The organism is bacterium (assembly GCA_035307765.1).
Lineage (GTDB): Bacteria > Sysuimicrobiota > Sysuimicrobiia > Sysuimicrobiales > Segetimicrobiaceae > Segetimicrobium.
This window is the reverse complement of record DATGHU010000034.1, coordinates 247,635-260,020: the sequence shown is the minus strand read 5'-3', so window position 1 is coordinate 260,020 and position 12,386 is coordinate 247,635. Positions and strand designations below refer to the sequence as shown.

Genomic DNA, 12,386 nt, shown 5'->3' with positions numbered 1-12,386 from the left:
GACGACGACCTGCGCATGGCCACTGCGGCTCTCCTAAACGCGGTCGTTCGGGCCGGCGGGGAAGCCTCCAAGCGGGAGGACGACCCGGTGGTTGAGGCCGCGCTCGCCGCACTCCGCGCCCTCATCGCCTCACACCCCGCGGCACCTCATCCTTGCGAGCAGCTCGCGATACTCCAGCACAACCTGGGGCGCCTCGACGTCGCGCGGCGCCTGTACGCTGAGGTCACCCGGCTCGATCCGCCCCGCCTGCTAGACGACCAGCAGCGGCGCGCGATCGAATGTCTGTGCCCCGTCCTGCGGACGACCGTGGCCGAGTGCTTTCCCCTGCGGGACTGCGCCGCGATCCACCATCCGAAGGATGCGCTCATCGGGTACCACTTCTTTTGGGAAGATGATTGGGATTACCCGGACGACGATGAGCCCTGTGACCATGAGGTCGCCTGGGTCCGCTATCGGCCTACGGATCTCGCTCCGGTGGAGGTGGTGAGCTACTTCCACGGCCGAATCCTCACGGGGCAGGCACCGCGCGCCGACGCTCGGCCAACGGTGTGCGTCCAGTGGGGAAAGCACGGCTCGGTGCCCGAGGGCTGTGCCGGGCGCGAGGAGGTCGAGGCCGTGCTGCGGCGCGACTTTCAGTCGTCATCGCATGGGGGCCGGGTGCCAAACCACCCCCTCAAGCAGCGTTGGCCCCCGCGATTCCCCGGTGCTTGGGAGGAGTATGTATGCTTCGATCGACTCGTGGATCCGCTGCCGCGGCTTCGCGATTCCGGGTGGCTCATCGCCGGCCGGTGGGTGAACGCCATCCTGCATGATTTCTTCGTCCCTTACAACTTCCACGCGAAACGCGAATGGCCCGATGACGGTTTGAGCAATCTGTAGGAGCGCCCATCGAAAATTTTTGTCGCGACCCGGGGTCCCCCTAAAGGCTAAGTTCTAGCTATCTCCCGCCGTATTTCACTCAACAAGTCGTGGCCAAGCCAGTACGATCTCCGGCACACCTACGCCAGCTTGCTGATCGCGACCGGGAAGAACCCGCTCTACATCGCCCGGCAGATGAGGCACTATTCGGCCGGGTTACGCTCGATACGTACGGACGCTTGATGGACTCCGTGCCGCGGGTCCAGGTCGAGTGGATCGACGAGATCGTGTTTCCGGAGGGCCTTGCCGCTGCACTCAAATTGCACTTGTCCGGCGCTCCACAGGGTGCAGTGGCGTGCAGTCCGACACAGTCGCGGGAGGCCCGCAACCCCTTGGAAAATCAGGAGAATTGCAACGTGGTGCAGTCTGGTGCAACGGGATGCGTGGTGCCCCCAGCGAGATTCGAACTCGCGTTACCGGCTTGAAGGGCCGATGTCCTGGGCCAGCCTAGACGATGGGGGCGCGGCTGTCGGGTCCCACATTAGCACACCCGGGTGACCTCGGGAAAGAGGGTTCAGGCCAGAGGGGTGGGCCGCGTGGCAAGCGCGGCGATCAACCGCCGGTGGTCCTCGCGCAGTCCGTCCGGCCAGTCCCCCGGTGCGATGAACCGAACCGCCGACACTTCATCGCTGGGGCGAAAAGTCCCGCCGGCCACCCGAGCACGATAGACGGCGGTGAGGTGCCCCGGGCTTTCCACGAGGATCGTCAGCAGGCTCATGATTTCGGTCTCAAGACTCGTCTCTTCCCGGATCTCGCGCACCACCGTGTGCGCGGGGTTTTCGCCACGCTGGACCCACCCTCCGGGGAGCGCCCACGGGGCGCCGCGTCGATACGTGTGCCGGGCCACCAGGATCCGCCCTGCGCCATCATCGACGATGGCGACCGCGCCGATCAGGAAATGCGCGGTGCACATCCAGAGCAGTAGTTGCCGGGCCCGCCAAGGTAGGCGCTGCCAGATCCAGGACGTGAGTGCGGTCAACCTCACCGTGGAAGGTCTTTCGTCGGCGGCCCCGCCGACCCCCGTCTGCCTCCGCGCGGCCGAGTCGGATCAGATGTGAGCGCGCGTCAGTCGTTCCCGAAAGCGCTGACGGCGGCCGCCTGGGGGGAGACGATCTCCTCTCCCGCGTCGGCGCCGACGTGGAACCCCTGCGCGTAGTCGACCCCGTATTCGCGAAGGAGCCGCACCGTCTCGGCGTCGGTCACGAATTCCGCGACGGTCTCCTTCTCCAGCCCGCGCGCCACGGCAACCATGGCACGAACCAGTTGCTGGTCGACCTTGTCCCGCGGAAGCTCGCGGATGAAGCTGCCGTCGATCTTGAAGTAATCGACGGGCAGGTGCTTGAGGTGGTAGAACGAGGTAAACCCGACCCCGAAGTCATCGAGGCCGACCCGACAGCCGAGTTTCTGGAGCGTGTTCACGAACTTCTCCGCTTGGTAGATGTTGGTGATGGCTGCGGTCTCGGTGATCTCGAGCACGAGGCGCCGCGGATCGACGGCCGTCTCTCCCAGTTCTTGCTTGATCATCGGGAGGAGGTCCGCATCCGCCAACCCCTTGCTGGATACGTTGACGACCAGGCTGAGGTCGCGACCGGCGCGCTGGTGAGCGGCGAGCAGGCGAATGGCCCGTCTCACGACCCACCGGTCGATCGCCTGGATCAGTCCAAACCGCTCGGCGATGTCGAGGAACGCCCCCGGCGGGATAATTTCCCCCTTCTCCCCAACCATGCGGACGAGCAGCTCGTAGTGGCCGACGCGGCCGGTGCGGAGATCGAGAATGGGCTGAGCTTGAAGGGTGAACTGGTTTCTCTCCAGGGCCTCCCGGATGCGACGCTGCCAGGAGAGCCGCGCGTGGCTGGCGGCCTGCCAGTCCCTCTCAGGCTCGTAGACCCCACACTGGTTCCGCCCGCTCTCCTTTGCCTGGTACATGGCGAGGTCGGCGCGCGCGAACAGGTCACCGAGCGTCGTGGCGTGCTCGGGGAAGAGGGCGATTCCGACGCTGGCGGTCACGCCAACCGGCCGCCCCGCCGCGTCGATGGTGGTGTTCCTCAGCGCGTTCACCAGCTGCGTGGCGAGCGCCTCCGCTTCCGGTTTATCGGTGTGTGGCAGCAGGATCGCAAACTCGTCCCCACCCATCCGGGCGATGATGTCGGTCTCCCGCAACCGCTCCCGCAGGAGCCCCGCCACGTGGACGAGGAGCGCGTCGCCCGTGGGGTGACCGAGAGAGTCGTTAACGTCCTTGAACTGATCGAGATCGACGAAGAGCAGCGCGCCGCGGATCCCGTACCGTCGGGCCTCCGCCAGGTGACGCTCCACCTCCTCTTCCAGCCGTCGGCGGTTGAAGAGATCCGTGAGGGGGTCGTGATTGGCGAGGCGCACCAGTTGGTGCTCGAACTGCTTGCGTTCGCTGATATCCCGGGCGATGGCCGAGAAGAACTCGACGTGCCCGTGCTGTCCCTTGTGGGCGATCATGACCATCGAGACGGGGATCTCCTGCCCATCCCGGTTGAAGAGGACGATCTCGCCGCTCCATCCCCCGTCCCGCACCGCGGCCGGCATCGCTTCGTTCGAGATGAACGACCAGGTGTCGCCGGAAAAGACGTCGGCGAAGGTCATTTTGGAGATGTCCTCGTCCCCGTCGATCCCCAGCATCCGGCGGCCGGCCCGATTGACGTAGAAGCCCTTCCCGGGGACGTCGGTGATCGTCACGAAGTCCGTCGTCGTCTCAATGATCTCTGCCAGTTGGGCCTGGGCCGCCTCGATCTGGCGGTGGGCGGTCCTGTCGGCAATCAAAGCGATCACGCCTTCGACGGAGCCCGTGCCGTCGTAGACTGGGGTGGCGGAGATCGAGACATCGACCGCCCGCCCCTCCTTATGTAGGATCTGGCTCGCGAGCTCCTCGATGGTTTCCCCTCGGAGCACGCGTTCCAGCACCCCGGCGCCTTCCTCGCGTCCGTGATCGAAGAACAACGGGTCGGGCCGCCCGAGCACCTCTGCGGCGATCCAGCCGAAGACGCGCTCCGCGGCGGCGTTCCAGCTCTGTACGATGCCGTTCAGATCCAGCGAGACGATGGCCAGCGGCGCGGTGTCGGCGAGCGCCCGAAGTTGCTGGTTGGTCTCCTGGGCCGAATCGTGGGTCCTCCGGCGCTCGACCGCCGCGGCGAATACGGTGGCCACGCCCTGAAGAAAGGTGGCATCCTCTTCACTGAACGTTCGTGAGGCCGTCGTGGCCACGGCCAGGACGCCGAACGGACCGTCCCGCCCGGGGATCGCCACGCTCATGCCGCCGCCCAGCGGATGTCTGTGGACAACGGCGGGCACACGGAACCGAGCTTCGGTCCGATAGTCCTCCACGATCACGGGCGTGGTGGATCCGAGGGTGTATCCGGCTTGGGAGGCCGGGCCGCCATCGACGGACGCATCGGTGCGCGTGTCCTCGGTCCACCCCACCCCGGCGCACAGCCGGAAGGTTTGGGTCCCCGGGATGCGTTCCAAGACGTTGCAGTACTGAACCCTGAGGAGCCGCGCAATGGACGCGACGGCTTCGCTCATGAACGTGGATACGTCGCTGCTCGACAGCGCGCGCTGGCCGAGAATGGCCATCACGGCCTGCTGCCTCGCACGGATTCCTGGACTTCCGGTGCCCGGGTTAGTCCCGGCGGTCTCGTCGCTCGCCAATAGGGGTCCTCGTGGAAGATTCCTCGTTCAAAGTAATGCCCCGGACTCTCCGGTCACGGACGCATCGAGTGGATAGATCGGCGTTTCCACCCGAGGGCGCGGCCGGTGGTCCAGGGTGGAAGAAGAACGATGGGAGATTGACGGAGACTCTGGCCGGGCGCGGACTGGGACAGGCGACGACTAGGTGGAGGCGGGGGGGGTGTCCTTCGGGTGCTCAGGGGTGGGGCCAAATTCTCGGTAGCGCTTGGCCAGTTCCGCCAGGCGCGTCTCGACACGTCCGTTGACCGAGGTGGGGGGAAATCGCCCATCGGAGCCGCGCGCGCCGGCCTCGCTGTCCGTGAGGACCTCGATTCCTTCGTCGATGGTGTGGACGGCCCAGATGGCGAATCGTCCCTCGCGGCAGGCGGCCACCACTTCCTCGCGCAGCATGAGGTCGCGGACGTTCTGGTGCGGGATCACGACCCCCTGGCGCCCGGTGAGCCCCTTGGCTTTGCACACGTAGTAGAAACCTTCGATCTTCTCGTTGACCCCGCCGATGGGCTGAACCTCCCCCATCTGATTGACGGATCCCGTCACCGCGAGGCCTTGGGCGATCGGCAGCCCCGAGAGCTCGCTCAGCAACGCGTACAGCTCGGTCGAGCTGGCGCTGTCTCCGTCTACGTCCGAGTAGAGCTGCTCGAAGGTTAGCGAGGCGGAGAGGCTGAGGGGGTGGGCCTGGGCGAACCGGCTCGCGAGGAACGAAGCGAGCACGAATACGCCTTTGCTGTGGACCCGGCCGGACATTTGGGTTTCGCGCTCGATGTTCACGACCCCCCGGCCGCCGACGTAGGCACGGGCGGTGATCCGGCTTGGTTGCCCGAAGGTGTAGTCGCCGAGCTGGAGCACCGACAGGCCGTTGATCTGGCCGGTCACGGCGCCATCGGTGTCGACGAGGATGACACCCTTGGTGATCAGTTCGCGGATCCGTTCCTCGAGGAGGTTGGATCGGTACGCCTTCTCCTCGACGGCCCGACGGACGTGCTCCCGCGTCACCACCGGACTCCCGCCCTCCCGCGCCCAGGCGGTGGCTTCGAAGACGATCTCGACCACCTCGTTGAATCGGGTACTCAGCTTGTCCTGACTCGCGGCCAGCCGGGCGCTGTGTTCGAGGACGGCGGCGACCCCCGAAGGGTCGAAGTGGCACGAGCCTGTGCGGTGGCAGATTGCCGCTATCGCCCGCACGTATTCCTCCTGGTTCGCCGGTGTGCGGTCGATCGTCACGTCGAAGTCCGCGCGGATCTTGAACAGCTTCTCAAACTCCTCGTCGAGCCCGTACAGCAGGTGGAAGACATCCGGGGTCCCGATCAGGACCACTTTGATGTCCAGCGCGATCGGATCCGGCCGAAGCGTCGCGGTCGGCAGCAGCCCCGCCGCCTCCCCCAGGTGCTCAATCCGGATCTCCTGACTGCGGAGCGCGCGCTTCAGTCCATCGTAGGCGTACGGGTTCGTGAGCACATCGCGCGCTTGGAGGATGAGAAACCCGCCGTTGGCGCGATGGAGCGCGCCCGCCTTGATCATCGTGAAGTCGGTGAGCAGCGCTCCGAACTCCGACCGGTACTCCGCCTTGCCTACGAGATTGTAGTAGGTCGGGTTGGTCTCGATGATCACGGGCGCCCCGTGGGTGCCCCGATGATCCACGAGGAGGTTGACCTGATAGCGGGCGTACGGATCCTGGCGGGGAAATGGCAGCTCCTGACGCGGCCGCTCGCCCTCGTCGTCGCCGCGGAGTTCGGCGAGGTGTTCGAGCATGTCCTGCTCGATCGCGTTGAGAAACGCCACGACTTTGGCGTGGTCGCGGTCCGCGTCCTTGAGGCGTTCCACCGGGGTGTCGATCACGAACTTCGCCGTCTGCGCGTCGAACTGGCGAAGGGCTTCGCGCCCCTCGCGTTCGAGGCTGCGCGCTTTGCGCTGCGCTTCGGCCAGGACCTCTTCGAGCTCCTTGCTGCGATCGGCGATGCGCTGGCGTTCACCCTCCGGGAGCGACTGAAAGACCTCGGGGGTGATCGGCCGTCCCTGGAGGTCCACCGCCACCGTCAGGATGCCGGTCGGCGTGCGCTGGAGCATGAGGCTGCGGATCTTCGCCTGGTTCTCGAGGGCCTGCCAGATCTCTCCCAGTTGCTGCTCGTACTGTTTGGCGACCGTCGCCCGCTGCTGCTCGTAGGCTTCGCTCGCGAACGCCCGCCGGAGGCCCTCCCGGACCTCGGTCACAAGGTCGGCCACCTGCGCGCGGAAGGCCTGCCCCTCGCCGGCGGGGAGGGAGATCGCCACCGGCTGATCCGCCGCAGCGAAGTTCCGGACGTAGCACCAGTCGGAGGGGACGGGCTTGGCCTGCGCGGCCCGCTCGACCTCGCCGCGCGTGTACGTGCTCCGGCCCGTCCCCGGCGCGCCGCTTACGAAAATGTTGTACCCGGGTTGGTCGATCCCCAAGCCGAACTGCAGCGCGCGCACCCCTCGAACCTGCCCGACGATCGCGGACTCACGGGGGAGGTCCGCCGTCGTCGCAAAACCGAGAGAGGTGAGGTCGCACGTCCAGCGCAGCGCCTCCACCGGAACGCGCAGGCGCTCTCGGGTGGGTGCAGTCATGGGAGACAAATTTCGATAGGGGCCAGGAGTTCGCCTCTTGACACAATGAAGTTGATAGATATACTGATGCTGGAATATATACCTATCACAATGGGTGAGGGTGCGGATGAAAATTGCCTTGAGTGAGCAGACGGCCCAACGGATCCGCGGCACGCTTGGAGACGACGTGGACCTGGCGCCCGAAGTCATCCCGGCGGTTCTCGCCCGGCTTGCCGTAGAGGCACCGGCGACGTACTCGCAGGTGCTGGCGGAGATTTCGGGATCCCAGATCCGCCTCGACAGCGAGGACGAGTTCCGGCGACGACGGCGGCGAGGCATGTTGAGGCGGTTGTTCTTCTGGTGGGGGGAATATGAGACCAGCGTGGGGGACCGGCTTCTGGCCAAACGCGAGGTGGCGGCCGCGGTGCCCCTGGCGATCGCCGCGTTGGCCCTGGTGCTGCTCGGGCTCTCGATCGCCTTCCGCCACCGGGCCCTCCCCTTGCCGGCGCCGCCCGTGGCGGTGTCCAAACCGGGGCCTGACGATACCGCCGCCATCAGGGCGGAGTTGCCTCGCCTTCTCACCGCGCCGTTCCGCCCGCAGGAAGGGGAGCCCGTCGTTCCACAGGGTGAACCCAGGGCCTCGACGGCCGGCGTCCTTCCGGTTCCACCGTTATTCGAACCCGTGGAACCCTCCGGCTTCGCGTCGCGTCCCCCGGGAAACCCCATCGTGATCAGCGTCCCAATCGGCCCGGTGATCGACCGCGGACCGTCCGGGGATCTCAGCGGGTTTTCCCCCGTGGTGTACAATCGCGCCGCCGACGCCTCGGCAACGACGCCCACCGCCCCCGCGGATCCCTCGCCGGCGAACGCACACGACGCTGGGCCTTCTCTGGCTCCGGGCACCCGGCTCTCCGCCACGCTGGTGACGGGGATTCTCAACGTGCCGGGCGGTCCGCCCGTGCCGGTTGTCGTTCAAGTCGCCGACCCGCCGGGGATCTGGCTCGGACAAGCGGTGGTCGGTCCGGCGGGCCGCATCCAGATGACGCTCGTTGAGAAGCAACAGGGGCATCTGGTTCGCGGCCTGGCGCTTGATCCCGGCAGCCTTGTCCCCGGTCTCTCCGGGCGGACATCCATGCGCCACCCCGCCGCGGCCAACGCCGTCGCCGCGGCCACTCTGCAGGCCACCGCCGACTATCTTCAGGCCGTCGCACGCCAGGATACCGTGAACATCTTTGACGGAGGGGTTCAAATTTCCGGGGGACAGACGGCTCCAGCTTGGACCTATGTGGCGGCGCGCATGGCACAGGAACTCAGCCCACCCGGCGCCCCCGGATCCTGGGTGCCGACGATCGAGATCCCCACGGGAACGCCGCTGATCATTCTGGTGACGGAGGCATCGTGACGTGTGGCTTCGTGGACGTGCGAGCGGGGCACTCGGACTCGTCACCATCCTGATGTCGGTCGCTCCAGCCGCCGGACAGACTCCTGGACCTTCGGGCGGCGCATCGACCGGCGACCTGTTCGGCCCTCTGACGAATCTCTTCAACATGGCGGCGGCGAGTCTGTCGGGCGCCTTTGGGCTGACAAACGCTCCGCAATACAACCCGGTCGGGTTCATGACAGCGCTGCCTCCCATGTCGCCCCCACGTACTGCTGCTCCTCCTGGCGACCGGGGACCGGCACGAAGGCATGGACCTGGATCTCGGGACCCGGTAGGACGACGACCCGACGGACGAACGCGCGGATGACCTCGACGCGCTGTCCAGGCGATAGCAGCTCGAGCCGGTCGGCAACGCGCCGGACCACTCGACCTAGGCGATCCGCCTCCGCCTCGTCCGCGGTCTGCATGGACAAGCGCGCTTCGAGCGTCTCCTTCTCTTGGTGGAGCGCCGAGCGTTTGCGGTCGATTTCGCCCACGTGACTCTTCGTCTCTTCGAACGAAGCCAGCCCTTCACGGTACAGCCGCTGCACCCGCTCGCGCTCCTCCGGGACCCGCGACATCGCGGTCCGCAACGCCTCCAGGCGTATTAGCAGCTCGTCGCGCTGCCCGAGATGCGACTCCCGGTATCGTCGGGCCGCCTCGAGGATCACGTCCGGCTGGCGCAGTGAGGCGACCACCTGGGCCCACACCGCCGCGTCCAACTTGTCGGACCGGACCGGACGGGCCCGGCATCGCTCGTGCCCGGGCTTTGGGTCGATCGCGTTGTTGCAGCGGTAGTACCCGCGACCGTCGGCGCTCGATCCTGATCTGGCGGCCCCACACACGCCGCAGCGGATGAGGCCGGCGACGAGGTACGTGGCCTTCCTCCGGCGCGGCGAGAACAGGAGGTTCCGGCGGAGCTGGTCCTGGACGCGCCGGAACGTTTCCTCGCTGACGAGGCGAGGGATCGCGATCTCCACCCACTCGTGCTCGGGGGTTGGCGCGAGCCGGCGGCCGGCGCCCTCGCGGACCACGCGACGGCGGTTGAACCGCATCCGCCCGACGTACGCCGGGTTGCGCAGGACGCGGCCCACCTCGGAGTGCGTCCACGTCCGGACCCCCCGGGGCGACGAAATCCCGCGCCGTAACAGGTCTCGGGCGATCGCCCTCGTGCTGCGGCCCCGCAGCGCTAGGTCGAAGATCAGTCGCACGATGCGCGCGCCCTGCTCATTGACCTCCAAGACGCCCGGCGAGGCGAGCCGGTAGCCGATCGGGATGCGCGTGCCCACGAACCGTCCCCGGCGTGCCGCCTCCAGCCGGCCGCGACGGGTGCGCTCCAGGATTTTGCGCTTCTCGCGCTTGGCGAGCGCTCCAAAAAGGTCTGTAAGGAAGTCGTCCTCGGCATCCGCTGGATCGTAGAGTTGCTGCGGCGTCCCGAACTTGATCTTGCCCTCCCGGAATGCCTTTTTGATCACCAGCCAGTCGAATAGGCTCTCCGACCGGCTGAACCGCTCCATCTCGATCGCCACGGTGACCTGGATCTGCCCGGCCCGGGCATCTTCGAGCAGCCGCAACATTGCGGGACGAGCGTCCAGCGTCTCCCCGGAGATCCCGGCATCCTCATAGACCCCGTACGTCCAACCCTGGCGCTCGGCGAACTCCACGAGGGCCCGCTTCTGGGCCGCGAGCGACCACTTCTCGACCTGGTCGATTGTCGAGACGCGCACGTAGAGAGCTGCCTTCACGCTGACTCCTCCGCAGCAGGATCATCCGCGAGGAGCTGGTGCCACACCCGATCCATGACGTCCTGCGCCCCAAGATCGGGTTCGACTTGGATGAGCCGCACGGTCATAGGCCGTTCGCTTCGCCGGTCATCAGCGGGCGTTCCTCTCTTCTTCCCGAGCGTCTCGGGAGGTCGAGCGCCTGTTCCCTGCCGCGCGTTGGGCGTCACGACCCCGCTGGCTCCTCCGGCACCGCGGGCACCACCCGGTGCCCAGTATCGCGTTCTGCGTCGGCGAGCGGGCCGGGAGGGACCTCGCTCCCCCTCGCCGCCCTAGGGCCTGCTGGACCCCGGCTCCAACTCACTCTAGAGGCAAAAGAGGCCATCCTAGCGGCCGCGCGCGACCGGCACCAGAGGCTACCCGACCTTCTTGTCCGAGCGCCGCTTTGACCGGGTGGACACGAGCGCAACCGGGAGCTCGAAATCCGCGCCGGTCAGCCGCCCTTGCTCGTCCCGGTGTACTTCCAGCAGCCGGGCCGAGGGGTTCCGCCGGAACTTCGAATACCACCCTGGCCACGATGTAAAGACAAGCGCCATCCCTCCGCTGGCCATATCAAACTGGATCACGACCTCGCGCTCCCCCGGCTCGGCGGGGGCCCAGCGATCTCTACCGTCCATCGCCGCGCCATCCTCCACGGTCTCGAACCGCCCCGATTCCTGAGTCTCTCCCATCGCTGCTCCTCCTCTTGTCACGAACTGGATTGCCACGTTCAGACTCCGCCTAGCCGTCCAGGAAGGCTCAGAACGGAAAGGGTGTCTTATTGCCCTCTACTGTGTACAGACAACTGGGAGGAAGCGAAAGTTAATATCCTGGCGGCTAAAACCCTCAGGGGACCAGGAAAGGGGGGGCTGGATTAAAGCCTGGCGTAAGCTTGCTTGAGCACCGGGTTCGAGGCGAGTTGCTTGATCATTTGGCTGATTCTTGCGGGCGTAACATGCATTCGCCGGGCGATCTCTTTCTGGGTAAGTTGAGAAGGCTGGCACAGAAGGACCGCAAGTTCGCGTTCGCGAGGTGTGAGGTTCGTTTGATCTAACAGCCGGTCCATGTCGAGTTTTGATTCCACGGCCTCTCGCTCTGCCTCAGCCTTCTGCCTCTGCTGGTCAGTGGCCAGTTTGTCCAAGGCCGTCTCATCTTCCGACCGCTCTCCTTCCGCATTCGAGGGAGGGGGCACCCCTTCTAGGGCCGGACGAGACTTCGCTCTTTTGTAGAGGTTAAGCTGGTAGTTTCTGGCCGCGCTGTACAGATAGCCGAGACAATTGGTCCGAACGACATAGACGTCGTTCAAGACATCAGCGACGAAGTGATCGTAGAGATCCGACTCTATCTCGGTACCTGTTGCAGGAACATGCCTGTAAGTATTATCACGCTGCACGGTGATCCCCAGGTGCTTGCGGAGTTTCTCCGGATTTGACCACTTCAGTTTCTGGATGACACGGTTCGTGAGGAACCCCCGGATTGCTTCTGCCTGCTCGACGGTGAACTTCAGCCCGCACAGTGCTATCCACACGACGAGTTCTGAGTAGTCCTCTGGATGCTGGAACAGATCGGCAACGTGAGGGCGCATGTAGAGCAACCACTCCTTGAGGATCAGCATTCCCACAGGCTGATATTTCCGGAGAAAGTCCTCAAAGGAGCAGGAGACCTGCCTGGGAGTTTTCTTCAGTCGGTGGAGTGGAACCGGGACTCTTACGGGAACCCAATCGGCGAGGGTATCGGTCCCCCAATCTTCGGGGTGGAATTTTGCGGCCCCCGGGGCGTGGGGGCGATTAGAGGTCCACCCCCACATGAAGTGCCACCCTGGTATAAGAACCCAATCGTCAGTATTGAACTCTGGGGAGAAGATGGGGTGCCAGATAACGTTTGTGCGCATCAGACGATTGATGCGCCCGGAGAGGATTTCCCCACTCCAAGGCGTCTGAAGGCGATTAGGCAGGGTCTTTGCTCTGTTCATCACCCGTGCTTATGCCCAGACGCCGCACCAACCAGACACC

The 12,386-nt window shown here is 65.8% G+C and carries 8 protein-coding genes and 1 tRNA gene; 2 read left to right on the top strand and 7 right to left on the bottom strand.

Annotated elements, in window-relative coordinates; translation table 11 throughout:
• The first annotated feature begins 15 nt into the window (after positions 1–15).
• Positions 16–879 carry a hypothetical protein gene (locus VKV57_12120; GenBank protein HLW60654.1) on the top strand — a complete coding sequence of 288 codons (864 nt, stop codon included), beginning with the start codon at positions 16–18 and terminating at the stop codon, positions 877–879.
• A 423-nt stretch (positions 880–1,302) separates the two neighbouring features.
• On the opposite strand, the gene VKV57_12115 is transcribed toward VKV57_12120, so the two are convergent.
• The 4 genes from VKV57_12115 to VKV57_12100 form a co-directional block, all read right to left on the bottom strand.
• Positions 1,303–1,380, bottom strand: a tRNA-Glu gene (locus VKV57_12115).
• 52 nt (positions 1,381–1,432) lie between these two features.
• Positions 1,433–1,903 (bottom strand): NUDIX domain-containing protein, encoded by a 471-nt coding sequence (locus tag VKV57_12110; protein ID HLW60653.1) that lies wholly within the window; start codon positions 1,901–1,903, stop codon positions 1,433–1,435.
• Between the two features lie 80 nt (positions 1,904–1,983).
• On the bottom strand, positions 1,984–4,518 hold the full coding sequence (locus VKV57_12105) for an EAL domain-containing protein (protein HLW60652.1): 2,535 nt from the start codon (positions 4,516–4,518) through the stop codon (positions 1,984–1,986).
• A 255-nt stretch (positions 4,519–4,773) separates the two neighbouring features.
• On the bottom strand, positions 4,774–7,215 hold the full coding sequence (locus tag VKV57_12100) for an ATP-binding protein (GenBank protein HLW60651.1): 2,442 nt from the start codon (positions 7,213–7,215) through the stop codon (positions 4,774–4,776).
• 106 nt (positions 7,216–7,321) lie between these two features.
• Between VKV57_12100 and VKV57_12095 the strand changes: the two genes are divergently transcribed.
• Positions 7,322–8,596: a hypothetical protein gene (locus VKV57_12095; GenBank protein ID HLW60650.1), complete on the top strand. Its 1,275-nt coding sequence runs from the start codon at positions 7,322–7,324 to the stop codon at positions 8,594–8,596.
• 212 nt (positions 8,597–8,808) lie between these two features.
• On the opposite strand, the gene VKV57_12090 is transcribed toward VKV57_12095, so the two are convergent.
• From VKV57_12090 to VKV57_12080, 3 genes are all read right to left on the bottom strand, one after another.
• Positions 8,809–10,359, bottom strand: a complete 1,551-nt coding sequence (locus VKV57_12090) for a recombinase family protein (GenBank protein ID HLW60649.1) — start codon at positions 10,357–10,359, stop codon at positions 8,809–8,811.
• 392 nt (positions 10,360–10,751) lie between these two features.
• Positions 10,752–11,066 (bottom strand): hypothetical protein, encoded by a 315-nt coding sequence (locus VKV57_12085; protein HLW60648.1) that lies wholly within the window; start codon positions 11,064–11,066, stop codon positions 10,752–10,754.
• A gap of 182 nt (positions 11,067–11,248) precedes the next feature.
• The gene (locus tag VKV57_12080) at positions 11,249–12,346 is read right to left on the bottom strand and encodes a sigma-70 family RNA polymerase sigma factor (protein ID HLW60647.1); all 1,098 of its coding nucleotides are present in this window, start codon (positions 12,344–12,346) and stop codon (positions 11,249–11,251) included.
• Positions 12,347–12,386: the final 40 nt, after the last annotated feature.